The 23,946-nt window shown below is 64.6% G+C and carries 25 protein-coding genes; 13 read left to right on the top strand and 12 right to left on the bottom strand.

Features of this window, described 5'->3' with window-relative positions; genetic code table 11:
- Nucleotides 1–221: 221 nt before the first annotated feature.
- The gene (locus tag ABB29_RS09850) at nt 222–1,403 is read right to left on the bottom strand and encodes a BaiN/RdsA family NAD(P)/FAD-dependent oxidoreductase (RefSeq protein WP_057658594.1); all 1,182 of its coding nucleotides are present in this window, start codon (nt 1,401–1,403) and stop codon (nt 222–224) included.
- Nucleotides 1,404–1,415: 12 nt separating this feature from the next.
- Complete coding sequence (locus ABB29_RS09845; protein ID WP_057658591.1) at nt 1,416–1,973, bottom strand: YaeQ family protein; 558 nt, start codon at nt 1,971–1,973, stop codon at nt 1,416–1,418.
- Nucleotides 1,974–2,291: 318 nt separating this feature from the next.
- Between ABB29_RS09845 and ABB29_RS09840 the strand changes: the two genes are divergently transcribed.
- Nucleotides 2,292–2,501: a cold-shock protein gene (locus ABB29_RS09840; RefSeq protein WP_057658589.1), complete on the top strand. Its 210-nt coding sequence runs from the start codon at nt 2,292–2,294 to the stop codon at nt 2,499–2,501.
- 98 nt (nt 2,502–2,599) lie between these two features.
- Here ABB29_RS09840 and ABB29_RS09835 read toward each other — a convergent pair whose 3' ends face one another.
- From ABB29_RS09835 to ABB29_RS09820, 4 genes are all read right to left on the bottom strand, one after another.
- Nucleotides 2,600–3,700 carry a DNA glycosylase AlkZ-like family protein gene (locus ABB29_RS09835; RefSeq protein WP_057658587.1) on the bottom strand — a complete coding sequence of 367 codons (1,101 nt, stop codon included), beginning with the start codon at nt 3,698–3,700 and terminating at the stop codon, nt 2,600–2,602.
- Nucleotides 3,701–3,763: 63 nt separating this feature from the next.
- Nucleotides 3,764–5,152 carry an ATP-dependent RNA helicase DbpA gene (gene dbpA / locus ABB29_RS09830; RefSeq protein ID WP_057658586.1) on the bottom strand — a complete coding sequence of 463 codons (1,389 nt, stop codon included), beginning with the start codon at nt 5,150–5,152 and terminating at the stop codon, nt 3,764–3,766.
- A gap of 207 nt (nt 5,153–5,359) precedes the next feature.
- Nucleotides 5,360–5,797 carry a barstar family protein gene (locus ABB29_RS09825; RefSeq protein WP_057658585.1) on the bottom strand — a complete coding sequence of 146 codons (438 nt, stop codon included), beginning with the start codon at nt 5,795–5,797 and terminating at the stop codon, nt 5,360–5,362.
- Nucleotides 5,794–6,342, bottom strand: coding sequence for a guanyl-specific ribonuclease (locus ABB29_RS09820; protein WP_425414752.1), 549 nt, complete (start codon nt 6,340–6,342; stop codon nt 5,794–5,796). Before ABB29_RS09820 ends, ABB29_RS09825 begins: the two co-directional genes overlap by 4 nt.
- A 290-nt stretch (nt 6,343–6,632) precedes the next feature.
- On the opposite strand from ABB29_RS09820, the gene ABB29_RS09815 reads away from it, so the two are divergent.
- Entirely contained in the window at nt 6,633–7,385 is a 753-nt protein-coding gene (locus tag ABB29_RS09815; protein WP_057658583.1) for a glutathione S-transferase family protein, read from the top strand.
- A 38-nt stretch (nt 7,386–7,423) separates the two neighbouring features.
- On the opposite strand, the gene ABB29_RS09810 is transcribed toward ABB29_RS09815, so the two are convergent.
- Nucleotides 7,424–9,196, bottom strand: a complete 1,773-nt coding sequence (locus ABB29_RS09810; RefSeq protein ID WP_057659400.1) for a M14 family metallopeptidase — start codon at nt 9,194–9,196, stop codon at nt 7,424–7,426.
- 151 nt (nt 9,197–9,347) lie between these two features.
- Between ABB29_RS09810 and ABB29_RS09805 the strand changes: the two genes are divergently transcribed.
- The 3 genes from ABB29_RS09805 to ABB29_RS09795 all read left to right on the top strand — a co-directional run bounded on the left by ABB29_RS09805 (nt 9,348) and on the right by ABB29_RS09795 (nt 12,428).
- Complete coding sequence (locus ABB29_RS09805) at nt 9,348–10,922, top strand: POT-type proton-dependent oligopeptide transporter (protein ID WP_057658581.1); 1,575 nt, start codon at nt 9,348–9,350, stop codon at nt 10,920–10,922.
- A 9-nt stretch (nt 10,923–10,931) separates the two neighbouring features.
- Complete coding sequence (locus ABB29_RS09800; RefSeq protein ID WP_057658579.1) at nt 10,932–11,552, top strand: rhomboid family intramembrane serine protease; 621 nt, start codon at nt 10,932–10,934, stop codon at nt 11,550–11,552.
- Nucleotides 11,553–11,633: 81 nt separating this feature from the next.
- Nucleotides 11,634–12,428: a histone H1-like repetitive region-containing protein gene (locus tag ABB29_RS09795; protein ID WP_057658577.1), complete on the top strand. Its 795-nt coding sequence runs from the start codon at nt 11,634–11,636 to the stop codon at nt 12,426–12,428.
- Nucleotides 12,429–12,478: 50 nt separating this feature from the next.
- On the opposite strand, the gene ABB29_RS09790 is transcribed toward ABB29_RS09795, so the two are convergent.
- Nucleotides 12,479–12,682: a hypothetical protein gene (locus tag ABB29_RS09790; protein ID WP_057658575.1), complete on the bottom strand. Its 204-nt coding sequence runs from the start codon at nt 12,680–12,682 to the stop codon at nt 12,479–12,481.
- A gap of 216 nt (nt 12,683–12,898) precedes the next feature.
- Here ABB29_RS09790 and ABB29_RS09785 point away from each other — a divergent pair, with 216 nt between their 5' ends.
- From ABB29_RS09785 to ABB29_RS09755, 7 genes are all read left to right on the top strand, one after another.
- Nucleotides 12,899–13,177: a GNAT family N-acetyltransferase gene (locus ABB29_RS09785; RefSeq protein WP_057659399.1), complete on the top strand. Its 279-nt coding sequence runs from the start codon at nt 12,899–12,901 to the stop codon at nt 13,175–13,177.
- Nucleotides 13,178–13,238: 61 nt separating this feature from the next.
- The gene (locus tag ABB29_RS09780) at nt 13,239–14,093 is read left to right on the top strand and encodes a DUF3298 and DUF4163 domain-containing protein (RefSeq protein WP_057658573.1); all 855 of its coding nucleotides are present in this window, start codon (nt 13,239–13,241) and stop codon (nt 14,091–14,093) included.
- A gap of 11 nt (nt 14,094–14,104) precedes the next feature.
- Nucleotides 14,105–15,223, top strand: a complete 1,119-nt coding sequence (gene cfa / locus ABB29_RS09775) for a cyclopropane fatty acyl phospholipid synthase (protein WP_057658571.1) — start codon at nt 14,105–14,107, stop codon at nt 15,221–15,223.
- A 249-nt stretch (nt 15,224–15,472) separates the two neighbouring features.
- Nucleotides 15,473–15,967 carry a MarR family winged helix-turn-helix transcriptional regulator gene (locus ABB29_RS09770; protein ID WP_057658569.1) on the top strand — a complete coding sequence of 165 codons (495 nt, stop codon included), beginning with the start codon at nt 15,473–15,475 and terminating at the stop codon, nt 15,965–15,967.
- Nucleotides 15,968–15,982: 15 nt separating this feature from the next.
- A complete protein-coding gene (locus ABB29_RS09765) occupies nt 15,983–18,124 on the top strand; it encodes an FUSC family protein (protein WP_057658567.1) in 2,142 nt (713 codons plus the stop codon).
- Nucleotides 18,114–18,311 carry a DUF1656 domain-containing protein gene (locus ABB29_RS09760; RefSeq protein ID WP_057658565.1) on the top strand — a complete coding sequence of 66 codons (198 nt, stop codon included), beginning with the start codon at nt 18,114–18,116 and terminating at the stop codon, nt 18,309–18,311. The genes ABB29_RS09765 and ABB29_RS09760 overlap by 11 nt, the downstream gene beginning before the upstream one ends.
- A gap of 10 nt (nt 18,312–18,321) precedes the next feature.
- The gene (locus ABB29_RS09755; RefSeq protein ID WP_057658563.1) at nt 18,322–19,323 is read left to right on the top strand and encodes an HlyD family secretion protein; all 1,002 of its coding nucleotides are present in this window, start codon (nt 18,322–18,324) and stop codon (nt 19,321–19,323) included.
- Nucleotides 19,324–19,415: 92 nt separating this feature from the next.
- On the opposite strand, the gene ABB29_RS09750 is transcribed toward ABB29_RS09755, so the two are convergent.
- Together ABB29_RS09750 and ABB29_RS09745 are read right to left on the bottom strand one after the other, a co-directional pair.
- Nucleotides 19,416–21,578: a M3 family metallopeptidase gene (locus tag ABB29_RS09750; protein ID WP_057658561.1), complete on the bottom strand. Its 2,163-nt coding sequence runs from the start codon at nt 21,576–21,578 to the stop codon at nt 19,416–19,418.
- Between the two features lie 104 nt (nt 21,579–21,682).
- The gene (locus ABB29_RS09745; protein ID WP_157062598.1) at nt 21,683–22,291 is read right to left on the bottom strand and encodes a hypothetical protein; all 609 of its coding nucleotides are present in this window, start codon (nt 22,289–22,291) and stop codon (nt 21,683–21,685) included.
- 141 nt (nt 22,292–22,432) lie between these two features.
- Between ABB29_RS09745 and ABB29_RS09740 the strand changes: the two genes are divergently transcribed.
- On the top strand, nt 22,433–22,942 hold the full coding sequence (locus tag ABB29_RS09740) for a cupin domain-containing protein (protein WP_057658557.1): 510 nt from the start codon (nt 22,433–22,435) through the stop codon (nt 22,940–22,942).
- 99 nt (nt 22,943–23,041) lie between these two features.
- Here ABB29_RS09740 and ABB29_RS16375 read toward each other — a convergent pair whose 3' ends face one another.
- Both ABB29_RS16375 and ABB29_RS09735 read right to left on the bottom strand, forming a co-directional pair.
- The gene (locus ABB29_RS16375; RefSeq protein ID WP_157062597.1) at nt 23,042–23,185 is read right to left on the bottom strand and encodes a hypothetical protein; all 144 of its coding nucleotides are present in this window, start codon (nt 23,183–23,185) and stop codon (nt 23,042–23,044) included.
- A gap of 118 nt (nt 23,186–23,303) precedes the next feature.
- The gene (locus tag ABB29_RS09735) at nt 23,304–23,900 is read right to left on the bottom strand and encodes a transposase (protein WP_083487762.1); all 597 of its coding nucleotides are present in this window, start codon (nt 23,898–23,900) and stop codon (nt 23,304–23,306) included.
- Between the last annotated feature and the right edge of the window lie 46 nt (nt 23,901–23,946).

The following is a 23,946-nucleotide window of genomic DNA, read 5'->3' as shown; positions in this document are numbered from 1 at the left end:
AACGGCAGCGGAGCAAGCTCCGCTCTACGTCAGACGTCAACGGCAGCGGAGCAAGCTCCGCTCTACGTCAGATGTCACGGCAGCGGAGCGAGCTCCGCTCTACGTCAGATGTCACGGCAGCGGAGGAGCTCCGCTCTACGTCAGATGTCACGGCAGCGGAGCAAGCTCCGCTCTACGTCAGATGTCACGGTAGCGGAGCAAGCTCCGCTCTACGGGGGAGGTCAGACCGCCTGGCCGGCGGCGTGTCCGGAGGCCCAGGCCCACTGGAAGTTGTAGCCGCCCAGCCAGCCGGTGACATCGACCACCTCGCCGATGAAAAACAGGCCCGGCACGTTCTTCGACTGCAACGTGCTGGATGAAATGCCGTCGGTGTCGACCCCACCCAGGGTCACCTCGGCGGTGCGGTAGCCTTCGGTGCCGCTGGCGACCAGCGGGAAGGCCTGCAACAGGCTGGCGACTTCGCGCAGCTGCGGCTGGTTGAACTGGCGGATCGGCCGGTTTGGCAGCCAGACTTCGCACAGGCGCTGGGCGAATCGCTTCGGCAAGGCCTCGGCCAGCACCGTCTTCAGTTCCGCCGCCGGCCGCTGCCGCTGCTGTTCCAGCAGCCATGCCAGGGCATCCTCGCCGGGTAGCAGATCCAGCCGCAGATCGTCGCCGGCTTGCCAGTACGAGGAAATCTGCAGGATTGCCGGACCGCTGATGCCACGATGGGTGACCAGCATGAAATTGCGGAACGACTGCTTGCCGCAGCGCGCCTGCACCGGCAGCGACAGTCCGGATAGATCCGCAAAGCGTTGCTGGTGCTTGCCGCTCAGGGTCAGTGGCACCAGCCCGGCGCGGGTCGGCAACAGCTGATGGCCAAACTGCTGCGCCAGCTGGTAACCGAAGCCGGTGGCGCCCATGCTGGGAATCGACAGGCCGCCGCTGGCCACCACCAGCGAAGGGCTGCTGACGCTGCCAATGGAGGTGCGTAGCTGGAAGCCGCCATCGCCCTGGCTGACTGATTCGACACTGCAACCGGTCTGGATGTCGACGCCGGCGGCGCTGCATTCGTCGACCAGCATCCTGACGATCAGCTTGGAGCTTTCATCACAGAACAGCTGGCCCAGTTCCTTCTCGTGATAGGCGATGCCATGGCGCTCGACCATGGCGATGAAGTCGGCCGGGGTGTAGCGGGCCAGCGCCGACTTGCAGAAATGCGGATTGGCCGACAGGTAGTTGGCCGGGCTGGTGCCGGTATTGGTGAAGTTGCAGCGGCCGCCGCCGGACATCAGGATCTTCTTGCCGACCCGGTTGGCGTGTTCAACCAGCAGCACCCGACGGCCGCGCTGGCCGGCGGTCAGCGCACACATCAGGCCGGCGGCACCGCCGCCGATGACCACCACGTCAAACGATCGTGCCACCACGCAGTTGCCTCAGTGGACGGCCTGGACCGCGCGCTGGCGGAAGCGGGGGATGATGGTGATGCTGCTGGCATCATTCATCAGCTGAACCTCGCCGTCCTGGATCATCACGCTCAGGCGCAGGCCACCCGGCAACAGGCCGAGCAGTGCGTCGACGTCCTGGGCGCTGATGTCGAGCACGCTCAGGTTGCGGTGGCGGGCGAGGCTGGCGGCATTCTTCTCCCACCACAGGTCGGCGGCGCGACCGCCGTAGTTGATCACCACCACTTCGCGGGCGCGGCCGCAGGCCTTGCGAATGCGCGATTCATCGGGCTGGCCGAGGTCGACCCACTGCTCGATGTCGCCGGTATAGTCCCTGCGCCAGAGGTCCGGCTCCTCTTCGGTGCTCAGGCCCTTGCCGAACTCCAGCCGGTCCTCGGCCAGCAGCGCGAACGCCAGCAGCCGCACCAGCAGCCGGGTGTCGGTTTCCGACGGATGCTGGGCCATCGTCAACGGATGGGTGCCGTAGTGGTGGCGATCCATGTCGCTGATCTGCAGCTCGGCTTTGACAACGGTGGACTTGGGCGCCATGCCGGCCACTCCAGTGGAAAACGGGACGCCATGATAGGCGTAGATTCGCTAAATAGGTGATTTTTCTGGTTTTTCCGGATTCCTGAACAGGCGGGGGACATTTTTTTGACGGCAGCCAAAAAAAAAGTCGCTTTTGTTGGCAAACCCGAGTAGAGTTCGCCGTACTGTGCTTGCTAGGGTCACCGTGAATCGTGAGCCTGATGGGGTAGAAACATCTGCTACATCTTCCCGCTTTACCAACGCCTGCAACTCAGTCTCGGTCCGAAAACCTTCGGTGCCGCGATATATTCAACCTCATAGTTTCAGGAGTTAGTAAAGATGTCGGAACGTCAAACCGGTACCGTCAAGTGGTTCAACGATGCCAAGGGCTTCGGTTTCATCACCCCGCAGAGCGGTCCTGACCTGTTCGTGCATTTCCGCGCGATCCAGGGCACCGGCTTCAAGTCGCTGCAGGAAGGCCAGGCCGTGAGCTTTGTCGCCGTGCAGGGCCAGAAGGGCATGCAGGCTGACGAAGTCCAGCCGCTGTAATTTCACACTTCACCGTGTGACTGGAACGCCGGGAGCGAAAGCCCCCGGCGTTTTTATTTGGGTGGCGTTCTGGCTGCGCTGTCCGACCGGGTTGCCGGTCAAGCCTGCTCATCGAGGCCGAGGAACACCCGCATCCGCTGCAAAGCCTGCGCCAGCGCCGGTTGCAGCTCATCGTCGCGCGGAGCGGTAGTGGCGAACCCCAGCTGATGCAGCAGCTGTCCGTTTTCGACTTTCAGATTGGCCCAGCCGATGACTTGCTGGCGCCACAACACGGGCAGCGCGTAATGGCCCATCCGTCGCCTGGCCGGTGGCGTGTAGGCTTCGAACCTGTAGCTCCAGCCCCAGAACAACTCGAAGCGCCGCCGATCCCAGACCACCGGATCGAACGGCGCCAGCAGGCGTAGCCCGGTGTCCGCGGCGTAGCGACGTGAGCGTGGATTCTCATCGATGGGCCAGAACCAGGTCTGGCCGCCGGCGTCGGCATGCGCGTAGCGCTGGCGGGCAGCGCGTACCACGCTGCGTGCCTGGGCCTGCAGATCCGGCGCGCCATAGCGCAACAGCGTCACCAGATAGCCAAGGCTCGGCGCCGGCAGCGGCGCATACAGCTGCACGATCAGGTCAACCAGCCGCGCCGCACGCTGCTCACGCGTGGCGGGACTGTCATCGCCGGGCTGATGCTGCACCGGCGTGTAGACGCGGGTGCCGGAGGCGCGATGGGCGACCCGCAGCTGGCCGCGGTAATGCAGGCCATCGAGCAGATGGGTCCCGGCATTGAGCTGGTTGCCCCAGTAGCCCTGGATGGAACCATGATCGAATGCCTGCTGCACGTCGCGCGGATGGGTCAGGCGGCGTGTACGTGCGTAGTCGAGCACCTCCCGCGCCTGGGCTTCGGTCGCGGCGTCCCAGCGTCGGCGCGGGCTGCGCGGATGCAGCAGTGGCAGGTGCCGGCGCGGCAGGAAACCGTAATTGACGAAGCAGTCTTCCTCCACCGCCAGGCGCCGGTAGCGGCGTTCCAGATCGCCGGCGCGATAGTCCTTGACCCGCTGGTGCAGGATCAGATCCTGGGCCCGCGCCGGCGCCCGGATCGGGTCGGCCTGGACGAAGCCGAGGCGATTGATCGCCTGGCTCAGCGTGGTCGGTTTGAACAGGCTGCGCGCAATCGCGTAGCGACGCAGATCATCCAGGGTGGGGGCGGGCATGGACGGCAGTATGCGCCGCGGACGATGTTGCCGGCCACACCGGCGCGCTGCCGCCGCACGGTGCTACAGCTTGCGGACGCGGAAGCTGCGGCCCTTGATCCTGCCCTTGTTCAGACGTTCGAGCGCCCTGTCGGCATGGTCGCGGGCGACGGCGACATACGAACGGGTGGCGAAGATGGCGATCTTGCCGATCTGGCTGGCGGCCAGCCCGGCCTCGCCGGTCAGTGCGCCAAGGACATCGCCGGGGCGCAGTTTGTCGGTCTTGCCGGCATCGATGCGCAGGGTGATCATCGCCGCCTGCGGTGCGCTGCGTGCTTTCGGCGCCACCGGGATCATGCGCTGCCACTGCAGCGACTGGCCGCTGCGTTCTTCCAGCGAGGCGGTGCGACCGATTTCGCGTGGCGCGCACAGGTTCAGGGCCAGCCCCTTGCGACCGGCGCGGCCGGTACGACCGATGCGGTGCACATAGGTATCCGGATCGCTGGGCAACTCGTAGTTGACCACCGCGGCGAGGTCGTCGATATCCAGCCCGCGCGCGGCCACATCGCTGGCCACCAGTACATTGCAACTGCGGTTGGCGAAGCGCACCAGCACCTCGTCGCGATCACGCTGCTCCATGTCGCCATGCAGGGCCAGCGCCGAAAAGCCGAAATGGCGCAGCGATTCGGCTACTTCATCAACGTCCTTGCGGGTGTTGCAGAACACTACCGTCGATTCGGGCTTGTGCAGGTACAGCAAGCCGGCCAGCGCGGTCTGCTTGCGCGCCGGCTCGACCTCGTGGAAAACCTGCTCGATATCCAGTGGTCGCTCGCCGCCAGCCACGGTGACCTCGACCGGGTTGCGCAGCATCGACTGGGCGATCGCGCGGATACTGTCGGGAAAGGTCGCTGAAAACAGCAGGCTGAGGCGATTGCCCGGGGTGCGGGCGACGATTTCGCGGATAGGCTCCTCGAAGCCCATGTCGAGCATGCGGTCGGCTTCGTCCAGCACCAGCGTGCGTATCCCGCCCAGGTGCAGCACCTTCTTGCGGGTCAGCTCCTGGATGCGGCCGGGGGTGCCGACCACCACCTGCGGATCGTGTGCTTCCAACGAACTGATCTGCGGCCCCAGCGGCATGCCGCCACACAGCAGCGACACCTTCAGGTTGGGAATGCCGACCGCCAGCGTGCGGATCTGCTTGCCGACCTGATCGGCCAGTTCACGGGTCGGGCACAGCACCAGCGCCTGCGCCCGGCTCAGGCCCGGGTCCAGCCGTTGCAGCAGGCCCAGGCCGAAAGCGGCGGTCTTGCCACTGCCGGTCGGTGCCTGGGCGATGACGTCGCGTCCTTCCAGAATCGCCGGCAGGCTCTGCGCCTGCACCGGCGTCATCACGGTATAGCCCAGCGCGTCGATGCCCGGCAGCAGGGAGGGGGACAGCGCCAGCGCGCTGAAATCAGGGGAGGAGATGGTCATGCCGGCATGATCGCAGCAATCGCCGCTGCGCGTAAGGGCGGATCCGGTAGAGCGGAGCTCGCTCCGCTGCGTTTGCCGCAACGACCGAATTTGGTCGAATGCCGGGAGCTTCAAATGCTGGGTGCTTCAGAGCCGGGTTGCTTCAGCGGAGCAAGCTCCGCTCTACCAGGACGAGGGCAAAAATGGATAGCGCCTACGACAGCATGATTACAACAGCTCGCTGAAATCCTGCTCGGGCAGGGCGATGAAAGCCCAGAACGGCGTGCTCTGTTCGGCCCAGAACCGGCTGGCTTCGTCGAGCACATCGAGCAGGGTCTCGAAACTGCGTTCGTCGGCGCTGCGCAGGTCGCCGGCATGTTCCAGCAGCAGCACCAGGCCCTGGTTGGCCGGCAACCAGCCCAGATCGCGCAGGGCATCGGACAAGGCATCCCAGTTGCGACCGCTGCCGGAGGGGAAATCCAGCGCGGTGGCAAACCGCAACATCATCGTCGCCTTGTTGATGCAGCCGGACAGATCAATACGTGGGGCCAGCAACGATGCATCGCGGCCGGCGGCGGCCAGCGTCGGGATATCGTCGTGGGTGACGAAGAACACGCCGGCACGGGCGGCATCATCCAGCCCCAGTTCAAAGCCGGATTCAGTCATGGGCGAGTGCCTGTCGGTTGGAACGAGCGGAAACTCTCGTAGTGGTCATCGGTGTAGTAGTAGACCTCTGGCGGCTGGCCGCCGGTGACGATGCGGCGGGTGCCGCGATGGTCCAGCCCGGGCGTGTCCACCGTGTACTCGTGGTAATAGCCGCGTGGCCTGGCCGGCAGGCGTGCTTCGCGATTGGCGAACACGCTGCCGTCCTGGCGATGCGGAAACGGGCCTCCGCGTGCAATCAGCTGCAGGGTCTGCCGCGCTTCGGCCGGCAGGAACGCCGGCAGTGACGCGGCTTCCGGACTGGTCTGGCTGACATCGGGCAGGGCCAGCGGCGCGACCACGCGGCCGTCCTCGACCCTGGCCGCTGCCGGGGTTGCCGCATCGGCCACCACCGCTGGCGATTCGTCGCCTGCCCAGCCTGCACGTTGCTGGTACCAGTAACCGGCGCCGACCACGATCAGCAGCAACAGGATCAAGAAAAACGGCTTGCGCGAGCGTCCGTGTCGTGAGCGGCTGTGTCTACGGCGTTTGCGTGGCGGCGGCAGCATGGCGTCCTCTCCGGGAATACCGGGGCAGCATACCGATGTGCGTGTTAACTGTCGGCAAGCGCGGCCACGTGCGGAACCCGACCACGCGATACCTGCGTTGCCATGCAACCGGGGATCCGATGACGTGCCACCCATCCCAGCCAGACGATGCACTAACGCAACGCAACGCAGCCACGAAGGCGCCATCCCGGTGCCAGCGTTGGCGCGGACTTGCCAGCGACCTGCCGACTCGTTCTAGGATGGACCCCTGGCCGGATCGGCCGCCGCCTCTCGATACACAAGGAACAGACATGACCAGCCAGTACACGATCATTGGCAATCCGCTTTCCCCGTACGTGCGCAAGGTGCTGGTCTGCATGGATCTGAAAGGGCTGGCCTACCGGCTGGACCCGATCGCGCCGTTCGTTGGCAACGAGGAGTTTTCGCGGATCAGTCCGCTGCGCCGGATTCCGGTACTCATCGATGGCGAGCTGGTGCTGAATGACTCCACCGTCATCTGCGAATACCTGCAGGACGCGCACCCGCAGGCGCCGGTGTATCCGGCCGACCCACGGCAACGGGCGCGGGTGCGCTGGCTGGAGGAATACTGCGATTCGCGACTGGGCGAGGTCATCATCCGGCGGATGTTCTTCGAGAAAGGACTGAAGCGCTTCCTGTTCAACCAGAGCACCGACGAGGCGGTGTTTGCCAAGGCCCGTGATCGCGAACTGCCACAGGCGCTGGACTATCTGCAGTCACAGCTGCCGGAGCAGGGCTGGATCACCGGTGATCTGTCGATGGCCGACATCACCATTGCCAGCTTCTTTCGCAATGCCTCCTTTGTCCGTTACCAGGTGGACGCGCAGCGCTGGCCACGGGTGGCGGTGCTGCTGCAACGGGCGTGGGCGTTGCCGGCATTCGAGCGACTGGCACGGATCGAGGAGCGCATCGCCCGCACCCCGTTACCGCAACAACGCGAGGTGTTGACCGAGCTCGGCGTGGACCTGACCGAGCACACCCTGGGCGATGGCAGTCCCCGGCCCGGGGTGATGAGCGGTTATTGATTGCGTGCCGGTGGCCGCGCGCCGTCGGCGGGCATGGCTCAGGGCACCTGATCCAGTCGCATCACCGGATAGAGGTTGTACTGCTGATCCCATGAGGCGTGCCGCTGGTAGAAGAAGTCCAGCCGCGCAGCCGGATCGGCGGCAAACGCCGCGTCCTCGCGCAGGCGTTGTTCGAATGCGGCCTTGACCGCCGGGTCGCGCAGCATCTCCCGCGCCACATCCTCGGCCACGTAATCCTCCATGTATTCCTTGCGCTCGAAGGCATTGTTGAACTCGCCCCAGGCCAGCAGCGAGTCCGGTGCATCGGGTTCCAGCAAGGCCATCACCAGTCGCGCCCTGGGCTGGGCGATGGGCACGAACAGCGAGCCGGCGACGATGTCATGGCGTTCCGGCCGCCACTGGCCGGTCACTTTCAAGCGCTGGTGGCTCTCCATCGAATCGCCGGCAAACGTGCTGCTGTCAGCGCGGAACACGTCGGTGGCCACAGCGGCCTGCGCGCCCAGACGGCGGAACTCGACCCCGTGCTGGCGCAGTTTTTCAGCAACCCAGGCCGCGTGCGCGGCGGGGACCAGATAGCCGGCCCCGGGTGCGTCGACGACCACATCCGGCTGGATGTCATCGCGCAGCGGCACCTTCCATACCTGCGGCTGGCTTTCGTCATAGCGGGTCATCAGCGTGCCGGACACTTCCGATGGCGTGCGCGAGTAGGCATAGCCCTGGAAATCGACGATGTGCGAGGCCGGGCCGGTCTTGTAACTCAACGCCACCGGGCTGCCAGCCAACGATCTGGCGCGCTGGTCGGCGGCCTGCGCCACCGCCTGCCAGTCCTGGCCGTCCTCGGCCATCTGCTGCAGCACCGAGACGATGGTGTTGCGGGTGATCCGCACCCGCACCGGGTATTCCTTCCACGAATGGGTTTCGACCAGCATGCCGATGCGGTTGCGCAGCTGGAAATAACCGTGCGAGAAACGTGGCGGTGCCACGCTGTCCTCGAAACCGGAAGCCGGGTCATCACGGACCACGAACGACGGGTAATAGGGCAGTGGCAACGAGCCGGCCGCCGCCAGCTCGGCGATCACGTTGTCGCGCAGGGCGCGGCCGCTGGCACGCAGTTGCGGATCGCCGGCATGGATCGGTTCGACCTGGATCGAGATATCGTGCTGGAACTTGGCGCCATCGGTGACGTGCAAATCAACGTAGGCCAGCGGATCCCACTGGTTGACCAGCGCCAGCATCGCCTGCATTTCCGCGCTGTCGGCTTTCAGGTAATCGCGGTTGAGGTTGAAGTTCTGGGCGGTGGTGCGCCAGCCCATCTCGGCCGGGCCGCGCTGGTTGGGGCGGTTCCAGGCGGCAAAGCGCTCATGGCCGTCGATGTTGAACACCGGCACGAACACCCAGACCAGCTTGTCCAGCACGCCGGGCGCGGCCTTGCCTTCCAGCAGTTCGCGCAGGGCCAGGAAACCGGCGTCCTTGCCATCGATTTCGCCGGCGTGGATGCCACCCTGGATCAGCACCACCGGCAGCCTGCGCTGATGAGCCTGCTCGGCACTCAGCGCGCCACTGGTGGAGACCACCAGCGCCTTCATCGGCCGGCCCTCGGGAGTGGTGCCAAATTGGATGCAGCGCACCGCCTTGGGATACGCCTTGACGAACTCGTCGCACAATTGCAGCACTTCCGGGTAGCGGCCGGTCTGGATGAAGCCGGAGCGTTCGGAGAGGGTGCTGAGGTCTGCGGCGGCGGCCGGCGGCAAGCCCACCGGGCTGAACAGCAGCAAGGTCGAAAGCAGGGCGGTTGGCATCAGTCGGGGCATGGCGACATCCATCAAGGGCGGACAAAGAGGTGGAAACCGGAAGCACCGGCCATGATGCCCAGCAGCGACCGCTTTGCCCAGCATGACCATTGCCGTTCGCCCGGCCTGTGCAGATACGTTACCCTCTAACAAATTTGCCTGTGGATGCTGCATGAGCACGACAATTGAAGCCAACGGGCGCCTGCCGCGCCAGATTCCCTACATCATCGGCAACGAAGCCTGCGAACGTTTCAGCTTCTATGGCATGCGCAACATCCTGGTGCCGTTCCTGGTCAGCAGCATCCTGCTGGCCTACCTGCCGGAAGCCGACCGCGGCGGCCATGCCAAGGACATCTTCCACACCTTCGTCATCGGGGTTTATTTCTTCCCGCTGCTGGGTGGCTGGCTGTCGGATCGCTTCTTCGGCAAGTACAACACGGTGTTGTGGCTGTCGCTGGTGTACTGCGCCGGCCACGCCTGCCTGGCCGTGTTCGAGGAAAACCGCACAGGCTTCTACACCGGCCTGTTCCTGATCGCCCTCGGCTCGGGCGGGATCAAGCCGCTGGTGTCGGCGTTTGTCGGTGATCAGTTCGACCAGAGCAACAAGCACCTGGCCAAGGTTGTCTACGACGCGTTCTACTGGACCATCAACTTCGGTTCGTTCTTCGCCTCGCTGCTGATGCCGCTGTTCCTGCGCAACTATGGTCCCAGCATCGCCTTCGGCATTCCCGGCATCCTGATGTTCATCGCCACCGTCATCTTCTGGATGGGGCGCAGGAAGTACGTCAACGTACCGCCGTCGCCGGCCGATCCGCATGGCTTCATGGCAGTGCTGCGGACCGCGTTGACCCTGCCGGGCCAGCGCGGCGCCGGCAGCGTGGTTGGCGCGATGGGCGTGGTACTGGCGATCGCCTCGCTGGCGCTGATTCCGCTGCTGGGTGTGGTTGAAGCGATCCTGATTGGCCTGGCGGTGCTGATCGCACTGGTCAGCATCGGCGCCTCGATGCAACTGGACCGGGTCGGTTCGCTGCATCCGCCGGCAGCGATCGAAGGCGTGCGCGCGGTGCTGCGCATCCTGATCGTGTTCGCGCTGGTGACCCCGTTCTGGTCGCTGTTCGACCAGAAAGCCTCGACCTGGGTGTTGCAGGGCGCGACCATGCAGGTGCCGCACGATGCCTGGTGGTGGCCGAGCTGGCTGGTCAAGGAAGCGGCGCAGATGCAGGCATTGAACCCGATTCTGGTGATGCTGCTGATTCCGTTCAACAACGTGGTGCTGTACCCGCTGCTGCGCCGGTTCGGCATCGAGCCGACCGCGTTGCGGCGGATGGGTTTCGGGGTGGCGGTGTCGGGGCTGGCGTGGATTGTCGCCGGCATCATCCAGCTGTGGATCGACGGTGGCGACCCGGTGTCGCTGGCCTGGCAGATCCTGCCGTATGCGTTGCTGACTTTTGGCGAAGTGCTGGTCTCGGCGACCGGTCTGGAATTTGCCTACAGCCAGGCGCCGAAGCAGATGAAGGGCACCATCATGAGTTTCTGGCTGCTGTCGGTGTCGTACGGCAATCTGTGGGTGCTGCTGACCAACGCAGCGGTGCGCAATGATGCGGTGACCGCGCACATCGCCAGCACCGGCCTCAGCGAGCCGGCCTTCCTGATGTTCTTCTTTGCCCTGTTCGCGTTCGTCGCGGCGCTGGTGTTCGCACTGTACGCCCGTCGCTATCCGATGCAGGACAACTACCGCGCCGCCTGAGGACATTGCATGCAATCGCCGATCAACCTGGCCATCATCGCCATCACCGTGCTGGTGTCGTTCCTGGCCTTCCGCAATCCGGCGCTGGCCGGGCGCCTGATCCTGTGGCCGCCGGCAATCCAGCGGCACAAGCAGTACGACAGGCTGCTGACTTATGGCTTCATCCATGCCGACGTCATGCATCTGTTGTTCAACATGGTCACGCTGTATTTCTTTGGCGGCCTGATCGAGCAGGTGATGACCGAAATCACCGGCAGCCGGCTGACCTATCCACTGTTCTATCTGGCCGCGCTGGTGGTGTCGATCCTGCCGACCTACCTCAAGCACCAGAATGACCCCAACTACCGCAGCCTGGGTGCCTCGGGCGCGGTCTCGGCGGTGTTGTTCGCTTTCATCCTGCTGCAGCCGTGGGCGCGGATTTTCGTGTTCTTCATCCCGGCGCCGGCGATCCTGTTCGCGGTGGTCTACATCGGTTACAGCATCTGGATGGACAAGCGCGGCGGCGACAACGTCAACCACGGCGCGCATCTGGCTGGTGCCGCGTTCGGGGTGATGTTCATGGTCGCGATGGAGCCGGCGGTGCTGGCGCATTTCCTGCGGGAACTGGGCAACCCGAGCTTTGGCGGCTGAGCGACGGTAATCGGAGGACGCTCACTTTCCTTGAAGGTTTGCCGTGGTATCCCGGTGCCATCCATCCACCGGGAGGGCAGTATGGCAATCACCAGCAAATCCAGGGCCGCCACCAGCAAACCGCGCAAGGCCGCGGCCAGCAAGAAAGCGGCCGGCGCGTCGGCCTCGGATGACACAGTAGCCAGGAAGACCTCGGTCAAGAAGGCCACGGCCAAGAAAGCTACGACCAGGAAGGCGACGACCAGGAAGGCCACGGCCAAGAAAGCTACGGCCAAGAAGGCTACGGTCAGGAAAGCTACGGCCAGGAAAGCTACGGCCAGGAAAGCTACGGCCAGGAAAGCTACGGCCAGGAAAGCTACGGCCAAGAAAGCTACGGCCAAGAAGGCTACGGCGAAGAAAGCTACGGCCAGGAAAGCTACGGCCAAGAAGGCTACGGCCAAGAAGGCTACGGCAAAGAAGGCTACGGCAAAGAAGGCTACGGCAAAGAAGGCTACGGCAAAGAAGGCTACGGCTAGGAAAGCTACGGTCAAGAAAGCTACGGCGAAGAAAGCTACGGCGAAGAAAGCTACGGCCAAGAAGGCTACGGCCAAGAAGGCCCCAAAGACGTCGCGCTCGTCGCGCAAGCGGATTACGCCGGCACAGGCGCTGGCCAATACCCGGGCCCTACTGGCCGCCAAACAGGAACATGTGCGCCAGGGCGAGCCATGGCAGAAGCTGGATCATCCATTCCATCCGGACCCGTCGGCGCGTGAAGCGACTACCGCTTCGGCGGCCAACGAAACCGAACTGCATTCCGCGGAGAGCCGGATGCGTGCGATACAGGGCAGTGTCGGCACCCAGGACCGGCACAACCAGGGCAAACGCGACAATCGTTGAGTGGCCCCGGCCCGCGTGCCTGGCTGGCGCGCGGGCGGCACGGCCGGGCTTCAGCCGGCCAGCGATTGCAGGGCGCGCGCGCTGCCGACGATGGCGCTGTCGTAGCTGGACATCAGCCGGTCATAGACAACCCGGTCGATCTGTTCGAATTCGGTGTCGCTGGTATGCCCACTGACGGCCAACTGGTACAGGCCTTCCAGCAGGGTGAAATCGTTGGCGGTGGACACGTCTGGCAATGCGTCGACAAGGCTCATGGCACACAACTCCAAGGACAGGTGAATGTGGGTTTATGTGAAAGGAAGCAGATACCGTGCCAACTTGCCTGCCACCCGCCGGGAGCCGTCCGCCGCCGGTATCAGGTGAAGAAGTGACGCGAAGTGTCAGTTTGCACACCAGAAAGGTGACCAAAGTCGCCATCCGACGCCGCCCATGCCGTGGCCGAAGGCATTGAAATCAAACGGAGCAGCACCATGACCGACATCCAGCACGACCGCCAGCGCCAGCGTTTCAGCACCCAGGTCGATGGCCAGACCGCCGAGTTGACCTATCAGTTGCACGGCCAGCAGATGATCATCGACCACACCGGCGTACCGCCGGCCATAGGCGGCCGCGGCATCGCCGCCGATCTGGTCAGGGCCGCGCTGGAGCACGCCCGCGCCGAGGGCTGGTCGGTGCGCCCGGCCTGTTCCTATGCCGCCGCCTATATCCAGCGCCATCCGCAGTATGCGGACCTGCTGGCGAGCGGCTGACGGTGGAGCCATGCCGCAATGCGGCATAAACTGTCGCCCTCAACGGTACAAGGAGTCACCCGTGAAGTTGTCTGTCCATCCGGTTTCAACCACGCTGCTGCTGGGCAGCTGCCTGGCACTGGCGCTGTCGGCCTGCCAGCGCGAGCCCGCGCCGGCGCAGGGCGCGCAGCCGCAGCCAGCGGCCGCCGCCGCGAGTCTGCCGGCCAGCGTCGAGCCGGCGGACCACGCCGATGCCGCGCTACAGGATGTCATTGAAACCAACGAGCGCTACATCATCGGCATCAGCTATCCGAAGGGCCTGGACCGTTACCCCGGCCTCGGCGCGGTGCTGTCCGGCTATGCCAACGACGCCCGCGGCGAGCTGATGGATGCGGTCGAGGGCTTTGGCAACGATGTGCCGTCGGCGCCGTATGAATTGTCGCTGGCGTTCGAAATCGTCAGCGAGAACAGCCAGATGGTCGTGGTCGCCGGCAATGGCAGCCGCTATACCGGTGGTGCCCACGGGCAACCGTTGATCGTGCGTTTCGTGTGGCTGGTGGCGGAGCAGAAACTGCTGCCGGTGCAGGAGTTGATCCCTGACGCCACCGGCTGGAGCACCATCAGCGCCTACGTCGCCGAGCAGCTGCAGGACGCAGTGGCGATGCGCGCCGAAGCCGACAAGCTGGAACCGGCCGAGCGCGCCGAACTGCTCAAGGATTCCGGGCGGATGATCGAGGAGGGCACCCAGCCCAGCGCCAGCAACTTCGAACAGTACGTGCCGATATTCGATGCCCGCGGCAAGATCGTCGCGCTGCGGTTCGTGTTTCCGCCGTACCAGGTCGGGCCGTATGCCGATGGCGTGCAGCAGGTGGAAGTGCCCGCCGGCCTGCTTTATCCTCACATTGCTCCCGCCTACCTCGAGTTGTTTGCCCACTGACAGGTGACCCGATGCCGCAGCGCCGTTTCGAACGCAGGATTGCTGGTTTGTTCGAGGAGGCGGATGTACGGATAGGCGGCGATCGACCCTGGGACATCCAGGTCCACGACGACCATCTGTACGCGCGGCTGCTGGCACAGGGCTCATTGGCCCTGGGCGAAAGCTACATGGACGGCTGGTGGGACGTGGCACGCCTGGATGAATTCCTGTCGCGGCTGCTGCAGGCGCGACTGGACGAACGGGTGCACGGCGCGGGTGAGCTGTGGGATGCGATGCGCGCACGCCTGTTCAACCAGCAGACCCGCAGCCGCAGCCGCGAAGTCGGTCTGCGCCATTACGATCTGGGCAATGATCTGTACCAGGCCATGCTCGGCCAGCGCCTGGTCTACAGCTGCGGCTACTGGCGTGAGGCCAGTGATCTCGACCAGGCGCAGGCAGCGAAACTGGACCTGGTCTGCCGCAAGCTGCGGCTCAGGCCGGGCATGCGCGTACTCGACATCGGCTGTGGTTGGGGCGAGGCGTTGAAATTCGCCGCCGAGCAATACGGCGTCAGTGGCGTCGGCGTCACCATCTCGCAGGAACAGGCCGATTACGCCCGCGAACTGTGCGCCGGCCTGCCGATCGAGATCCGGCTGCAGGACTACCGGGAACTGGACGAGCCGTTCGATGCGGCGTTCTCGATCGGCATGTTCGAACACGTCGGGGTCAAGAACTACCGTACCTACTTCGAAGTCGCGCGCCGGCTGCTGCCCGGGCACGGATTGTTCCTGCTGCACAGCATCGGCACCAATCGCTCGGTGCACCGCACCGATCCGTGGATCGCACGCTATATCTTCCCCAATTCGATGCTGCCGTCGGCGGCGCAGATCAGCCAGGCGATGGAAGGCTTGTTCGTGCTCGAGGACTGGCACAACTTCGGCACCGATTACGACCGTACCCTGCAGGCCTGGCGCGACAACGTGGAAGCGGCGTGGGATGCGCTGGATGTGCGCTACGACGAACGTTTCCGGCGCATGTGGCGGTTCTATCTGTCCGGCTCGATGGCGACGTTCCGCTGTCGGCGTTCGCAGCTGTGGCAACTGGTGCTGTCACCAAACGGCGTACCCGGCGGCTATCTGGCCCCGCGCTGAGGCCGGTATGTCGCGCTGCGACTGGCGGCGATGCCGGAGCAAGCGGCGTCCGCGAGATCCAGCAGCAGGCATTCCAGACGAGGGGAGTCGCGCCAGCCGGCTGCGTTGACACGTGGCGTGCGGGCGGATGGCGGTAAACAGCTGTCGGCGGGCTGAACCATGCTGTTGCCCGGTATGTTTTATGATTGTTGATAGTTCATTTATGTAATAAAATCCCGCCCATGAACAGAATCCATCGCGGAGCCGGGCATGGGCAGCTTTGACGCCACTGAAAAACGCATCGAGGTGACCTGCCAGCGTTCGCCCAGCTTTCCGCGCGAGCCGGCGATGCTGGTGCGGCTGGTCAAGCATCTGTACAAGCGCATCCACGACAACGCCAACCTGCTGCTGCGCGAGTACGGCATCAACCATGCCGAATACGACATCCTGATGATGCTCTATGGCACCGCCGAGCAGAGCCTGTCACCCGGCGAAGTGGCCGAAGCCACCGGCGAGAAGTCCGCCAACATCACCCGTCTGACCGACCAGTTGTGCGAAAAAGGGCTGATTACACGCAGTGCCGACGCCAACGACCGGCGCAAGCTGGTGCTGGCGTTGAGCGGGCAGGGCACGGACCTGATCCAGCGCATGCTGCCGCAGATCAACCAGCTGCTGGCACTGGAGGTCGGCGGCCTCGGCGAAGCCGAACAGAAGCGTCTGGAAACCCTGCTGAAGAAGATGCTGGAGGGCATGGACGCGCTGTAGTCCATCGGCTCAACCATGCAGGGCAATCTCTCCATTCCATCGACCGCGCCGGCGTGGCGCACGGCGCTGTCCGGCTTCGCACGCGAGGAAAGCGATGCCTGGCGGTTCGTGCTGAAGGCGGCGCTGGCGTTCTTCATCGCCGGCTGGCTGGCGATGCGGCTGAAGCTGCCGTCACCAGGCACTGCCATGCTGACCACGGTCATCGTCATGCACCGGCAGAGCGGGATGGTGCTGGCCAAGGCGTTCTACCGCAGTCTGGGCACCCTGGCCGGGGCACTGGCGGCGCTGCTGATCGTCGGCTTGTTTGCCCAGCAGCGGGTGCTGTCACTCGGCGCGCTGGGACTGTGGGTCGGACTATGCGCAGGTGGCGCGGTATTCCATCGCAACTTCAAATCCTATGCTTTCGTGCTGGCCGGCTACACCGCCGCCATCATCGCACTGCCGGTCGCCAGCCATCCGCAGGGCATCTTCGACTCGGCCATCGCCCGCATCACCGAAGTGATGCTGGGATTGCTGGTCAGTGCGGTCATCAGCGACTGCATCTTCCCGGTGCGTTTGCGCGACAGCCTGCGCGCGACCGCGCGTGCCCAGTACCAGCATTTCATCGACTTCGTCCGCCGCACCACCGCCGGGCAGCTGCCGCGCGAGGACATGGAGCGCGCCCATCTGCGCTTTGTCCGCGACGTGGTGACGCTGGAAGATCTGCGCAGTTCGGTGGTGTTCGAGGATGCCGACGCGCGTGCCCGCAGCGAGCAGATGCAGCGGGCCAATCATGATTTCATGGCGGTCTCGACCACTTTCCAGTCGTTGCATCATCTGCTCAACCGGCTGCAGCGGCGGCAGGCGCATGAACTTGCCAGTGCGTTGGCCGAACTGTACCGGCCGTTGTCCGACGACCTGGCCTGCCTGTCCGCCGACAACGCCGATGACGATGTCTGCCAGCAGCGGCTGCAGGCCACGGCGGCGGCGATGGACGCACGTGCCGCCACACTGCGGAAAGCGCTGCCGGCCGCGGCAAGCCTGGATGACTTCGATGCCGGTGCGTTGCTGGTCTCGCGCTTTGCCAGCGAACTGGCCACCTATGTCCACGCCCACCATGCATTGCGCCAGCGCCAGCGGATAGCCGTGGGACCGGCGCCGGAACGGGTCAGGTTCCAGCGCGGTCATGATCATGTCGCCGCCGCCCTGGCGGTGCTGCGGACGACGTTGACGATGTGGGTGCTGGCCAGCTTCTGGATTGCCAGTGCCTGGCCATCGGGCGCGGGCATGATGCTGCTGGCGACGATCTTTTCCGGTCTGTTCGCCACCGCGCCCAATCCGACCGGCATCCTGGGCCGGATCGCGGTGGGTTACCTGATTGGCATGTCGATGGGGTTTGTGTGCGAGTTCTTCGTGCTGACGCGGATGGATGGTTTCGCGTTGATGGTCGCCGGCATCCTGCCGTTCTTCATCATCGGCCCGTACCTGACCACCCGGCCAGCCTGGGCGGTACACGGGCTGGGCTACACGATGGGCTTTGCCTACATCCTCGGCCTCAACAATCCAATGGTGTTTTCGCCGCTGGGCTTCGTCAATGACGGCGTAGCGCAGATGGTGGGTGTCGGCGCGGTGTTGCTGGCGTTCGTGCTGGTGCCATCGCTGCTGGGCAGCGGGCACTGGCGCCGGCGTCAGATGGCCGCGTTGCGGCAGCAGGTCCGCATGGCCGTGCGCGAACCGCTGGCAGGCTTGCTGCAACGCTTCGAAAGCGGTCACCGGGATCTGTTCCAGCAGGTGGTCAGCCATACCGCGCCGGGCAGCGATGACTCGCGGGCGTTGCTGTCATGGGCGCTGTCGGTGCACGAAAGCGGCCGTGCCGTGATCGAACTGCGGCAGGGCATGGCCAGCGACGGCTTGCCAGCCGAACACGTCGAGGCGGTAGAGGCGGTGATGGCAACGCTGGCGGCGCTGTATGCGCAACCCGATGCCGAGCGCTACCGGATCTGCGCGCACGCTCATGACGCGGCGATTGCACTGTTGGCGGCAGTGCCGGCAGCTTCGACCGGACAACGCCGGGCACTGTCGCAACTGCGCCTGATGCGGCTGGCGCTGGCCGACGACGAATCGCCATTGGCGCCGTATATCGCCTGTTTCAACCGGGAGGTCGCGCATGCCGCGTGAATTCGCCATCGGCGGCATGCTGCTGCCGGGATTGCTGGTGTTGTTTGTTGGCCTGCTGGTGCTGGTGGCGTTGCTGGACGGGGTTGCCGGTCGCCTTGGCTGGTACCGCCATGTCTGGCATCCACCGTTGTTGCGGGCGGCGGTGTTTGTCCTGTTGTTCGGCTGTCTTGGCCTGCTCCTGTTTTGAGATGACGACGATGAATGCACGAACCCTGTCCGGATTGCGGATACTGCTGACCGCGGTGGTGGTGGGACTTGCCGCGCTGGCTGGCCATGCCCTGTGGAAGCACTACATGTACTCGCCGTGGACACGTGATGGCCGGGTCCGTGCCGAAGTGATCCGCATTGCCCCGGATGTCAGCGGCCGGGTCAGCAAGGTCGAGGTGAAAGACAACCAGCTGGTCCACAAAGGCGATGTGCTGTTCGTCATCGACGATGCCGACTACCAGTTGGAGCTGGACAAAGCACAGGCCAGCCTGGCGGTGGCACAGGCCGGCGCCAAGGCCGCCGGCGCCAGTATCGTCGCCGCCGGTGCCAGTGCCGAGCAGCAGCGTGCCAACCTGGCCAAGTACCAGGCGCAGTACCAGCGCCGGCAGCAGATCCAGGGCCAGCTGATTTCCGACGAGAGCCGCACCGACGCACTGGCCGCCGCCAATGCGGCCCGGGCCGGCGTCAGCCAGGCTGCCGCCAGCCAGCGCCAGGCATCGGCCAGCCAGCAACAGGCGCTGGCGCAGGTGCAGCAGGCACAGGCCGCGGTCGATACCGCCCGACTGCGTCTGCAGCGCACCCGGGTGCGGGCGCCGGTCGAGGGTTACATCACCAACCTGGATGTGCGCAGCGGTGATTACGCCAACGCCGGCAATGCGCGGCTGGCACTGATCGACCGCGACTCGTTCTGGGTCAATGCCTATTTCGAGGAAACCAAGATGCCATCGCTGCGGGTCGGCGATCCGGTGGAAGTGCGGCTGATGAGTTCATCGCGGCCGCTCAAGGGTCACGTCGAAAGCATCGCCCACGGCATCACCGATACCGACAACCCGACTGGCGGCGATCTGCTGGCCAACGTCAATCCCACCTACAACTGGGTCCGGCTGGCGCAGCGCATCCCGGTCCGTGTCAGCCTTGATGACGAACGCGCCGACAGCCAGCAACTGGCCGCCGGCATGACCGCCACCGTGGTGGTGCTGCCGCGCCAGTGAAGCGGCGTGTTGCACCAGCAGGCGACCGATACAGAAAGGGGCAGTCAATGACTGCCCCTACTGCTTTACACGGCTGTTGAACGGCCGGGCGGTTACTTGCCCGGTGCGGTCAGGCCGCGTTTTTCCAGCAGCGGTTCAATCTGCGGGTCATGGCCGGCGAAGTCGTGGAACAACTTCATCGCGTCCTCGCTGCCGCCGCGTGACAGCAGCGTTTCGCGGAAATGGTCGCCATTCTTGCGGGTCAGGCCGCCGTGCTGCTCGAACCATTGCTGGCTGTTGGCATCCAGCACTTCCGACCAGATGTAGGCGTAGTAGCCGGCCGCGTAGCCGCCCATGATGTGGCTGAAGTACGGGGTGCGGTAGCGCGGTGGCACCGGCGGATAGTTGATGCCGTCGGCGCTCAGCGCGTCAGCCTCGAACTTGATCACCCCGGCGGCGTCCGGCACCTGGCCGACCGCCAGCTGATGCCAGCGCTGGTCAAGCATGGCCGCACCCAGGTACTCGGTGGTGGCAAAGCCCTGGTTGAACTTGGACGCGGCAATGACCTTGTCCAGCAATGCCTGCGGCATCGCCGCGCCGGTCTGGTAGTGCTTGGCGTAGTTCTTCAGCACTTCCGGCCAGTCGGCCCACATCTCGTTGACCTGGCTCGGGTATTCGACGAAGTCACGCGGCACGCTGGTACCGCTGAAGTACGGGTACTCCACGTTCGAAAACATGCCATGCAGGGCATGGCCGAACTCATGGAACATGGTGGTGGCTTCATCCCAGGTCAGCAGGGTCGGTTCGCCCGCGGCCGGCTTGGGGATGTTGAGGTGGTTGGCGACCACCGGCTGGTCGCCGGTCAGTGCCGACTGCGACACGTACGAATTCATCCACGCACCGCCACGCTTGGAATCACGCGCATACGGATCGAAGATGAAGATCGCCAGCTGGCTGCCGTCTTCATTGAACACGTCATAGACCCAGGTATCCGGGTGGTATTTGGGCAGGTCGGTACGCGGCTTGAAGTCCAGCCCGTACAGCTTGTGCGCGGCGAAGAACACGCCGTTTTCCAGCACGTTCTTCATTTCCAGATAGGGCTTGAGCTGCGATTCGTCGAAGTCGTACTTCTGCGCGCGCACTTTTTCCGAATAGAACGACCAGTCCCACGGTTGCAGCTGGAAGCTGGCTTCGCCCTTGGCACCCTGTTCGCTGTCGATCACCGCCTGCAGGTCGGCGGCTTCGCGCTTGGCATTGGCAACCGCGGCCGGCGCCAGCTTGCCGAGCATGTCGTTGACCGCCTGCGGAGTCTTGGCGGTCTGGTCTTCCAGCGCGTAGGCGGCGTAGTTCGGGTAACCCAGCAGCTTGGCGCGTTCGGCACGCAGGTTCATCACCCGCGAGATGATTTCGCGGTTGTCGAATTCGCCGCCGTGGCTGCCGCGGGCGATCGAGGCTTCGTGGATGCGCTGGCGCAGGCCGCGATCGGTCAGTTCCGATTCCGGCGGCTGGCCGGTGGTGTTGAGCAGGGTGATGACGTACTTGCCGTCCTTGCCGCGCTCCTTGGCGATGCGGGCGGCGGTGGCGATCTGGCTTTCGGTCAGGCCATCGAGCTGCTTGACATCATCAACCACCACCGCCGATGCATTGACATCCTTCAGCACGTTGTCGCTGAACCGGGTGCCCAGGCCGGCCAGTTCGGCATTCATCGCCTTCAGCCTGGCCTTGTCGGCGTCATTGAGCTTGGCGCCAGCGCGGACGAAGTTGGTGTGGTAGCGCTCGATCAGGCGCACGCCCTGCGGGTCCAGACCCAGCGAGTCGCGCTTGGCATACAGGGTCTGGATGCGGTCAAACAACTTGCCGTTGAGGTTGATGGCATCGCCATGGGCGGCAAAGCGGGTGGCGTAATCGGCGCGCAGCTTGTTGCGGGTGTCGTTGGTATCGGTGCCGACCAGGTTGAAGAACACCGTGGTCGCGCGGTCCAGCACCTGGCCGCTCTTTTCCAGCGCGATGATGGTGTTGTCGAAGGTCGGCGCCTCCGGATTGTTGGCGATGGCCTCCACTTCCTTCAGCTGCTGGGCCATGCCGTAGTCGAAGGCCGGCGCGAAATCGGCGTCCTTGATCTTGTCGAACTGCGGGTAATGCAGCGGCAGCGGGCTTTCGGCCAGGAATGGATTGCCGGCGATGGCGGCCTCGGTCGGGGTAGCGGCAGGCTGGCTATAGGCGGGCATGGCGAGTCCCAGGGTGGCGGCAAGCGCCAGAGCGAGTCGGGTGGTCATAATCGGGGTAATCCAGGGTGGACATGAGCCTGACAGCCTAACCGATGGCGCCAGCGAACACCCCGTGACCAAAGGCACGTGCAAAACCGTGTTTCCTGCCCGGATCAGCTGCCCATCAGCTCGTAATGGCGGGCAATCCAGCTGATTTCGTAGGCCAGCGCCAGCACCGCGAAGGCGCCGTGCACGCGCGCCGAGCGCAGCCGCGCCGCAGCCAGGCAGGCGACGATGAATACGCCGTTGCGCCAGTAATATTCCGGGCCCAACCGCTGCAGATAGTCGTGGCCCTTGAGCGCGGTATCGGCCAGGTCGACCGCGAACACCAGCGCCAGCAGGCCAAAGAACCAGCCGCGGCGGGCAAAAAAGTACTCCCGGTAATCGTGGTAGCCCTGCATGTTCTCCGGCAGGGCCAGCGCGCACAGCAGGTACAGCAGCAAGGCATACAGGGTGACGAACAGGTACAGATTGAAGGTCCAGGCCACGCCAGCGGACAGGTGATACTGCCACCACCAGAAATGCAGCAGGTAGACGAAGGTGAAGACCGCCCATACCCCATGGACCCAGTAGATGCCACGTTGCCCGGGATGTTCGATCAACCGTGCCACCTGACGCAGCAGATGGGTCAGGCCGAGACCGACGATCATGCCCATCAGGATGCGGATATGGGTGTAGTGGCTGGCGGCGTCGCCGATGGTGTGCAGTGAACCGGGTTGCATGGCCATTCCTCCGGCGGGATCGCAGGGATGCTGGCGAAACAGGCGCGGCGCGCAGCGGGGCAATGTTAATTGCTTTTCGGCCCGGCATGGCCCTTTGATGGGATGCCGCAGTTGGCGGAGCCTGCAATGATGGAGTGACCCATGCGCCTGTTGCCGATAATCCCTGGTGTTTGCCTGACCTTTGCCATGTGCGTGCCGATGCTGGCATCGGCCGCCAACGGTGGCTGCCCATCTGGCAAGAGTGGTCCGCAACCGTTGCCACCTGCCACCCAGGCCAAGGGCGAAGTCGATGTCCATGTCGAGGCTGAGATGGATCTTGGCCTGGAAGCCATCGCCAGCCCCGGCTGGCGTTATCGCGCTCGCACGGTGACCATTCCCGCCGGTGTCGTGATACCGCTGCATTCGCACGACAAACGGCCGGAGACCGTGATGATGAAGCACGGCGGCCTGACCATCTACGAACTCGATTGCACGGTGGGCTACACCATGCAGGAAGGGCAGGTGTATCAATCAGGCCATGGCAAACAGCATTGGGCGGTCAACGAAACGGATCACCCGGCAGTGATGTACGTGGTGGATCTGGTCAGCAAGGACTCGTTCCCGACCAGCACCACGGGTAATGGCGAGACCGAGACCGGTTCCGGGCATTGAGGGCGCGCCGGGGCGCGCAGCCATCGTAATGCTGACTGGGTCAGTCCCCGGCGCCGGCACATCACTCGATGCTCCGGCAGCCGCTGCGTCAGTCGCTTTCTAGCGGGGGCGTGCCAGCGTGGCGCGCCAGCGCGCCAGCTGCAGCTCGTCGATTTGCAAACCGTCGACCACGCGCTCGAGCCCGCCGTCCGGCTGTCGGCTCAACCACAGTGCCGCCAGTTTCAGCGATGGTGGATAGTCCACCGGAGGTGCCGGTGCCCGCTGGGGGGTTGCGGTGCTTTGCGTGTGCGCATCGCCAGCAGGCTGCAGCGGACTCGACGCTGCAGCCGGCGAGCGGAGATGGGTAACCGCCATGGGGTGATCAGAGATGCCGGTCATTCCAGTCACCGGCGAGCTCGGCCGAATGCTGGACGGGGCTGTCGTCGACCAAGCCGTTACGCATTTTCTGGCGCATGTTCCTGACCATGTGCCGGTACTGGTAACCGGCAACCAGTACCGAAAGCTGATGTGCCATGGCCTGTTCGTCATGACGCTGCAGCGCATGGATGAAACGCGACCAGCGGCCGGTGTTGGACCAGCGGGTAAAGCGCACATAGATCGAGTGCCAGTTGCCGTAGTCGGCCGGCAGGTCCGCCCAGCGCATCTTGCTGCAGGCGACCCACAGGGTGGCTTCGAGGAACTTGCGCATGGCTTTGTCGCCCCTGCTGGGACCGGGAACGCGTCGCGAGAACAGCTCTTTGTAGATCACTTCCCACTTGCGTTGACTCAGGCCAAAATCGGCGCCGACCGGACCAGGCTTGGCACTGACCATGCCGGGAAACGAGGTAGCCTCCGGCGCCAGCACCTGCTCTTCGATGCGATTGATTTTCTTGTCGAACCTGCTGGCTCCCAACGTCGACCGCAAGGAGACGCGGTTCGATGAGGCGCGTTGTTGTTCTTGTTCTTTCTGGTCTGCCATGTCCGTTCCCGTGTTAATTGAGGCATATACCTGCCCGGAACATGAT

Source organism: Pseudoxanthomonas dokdonensis, assembly GCF_001431405.1.
Classification (GTDB): Bacteria; Pseudomonadota; Gammaproteobacteria; order Xanthomonadales; family Xanthomonadaceae; genus Pseudoxanthomonas_A; species Pseudoxanthomonas_A dokdonensis.
This window is presented reverse-complemented; position numbering and strand designations above follow the sequence as displayed.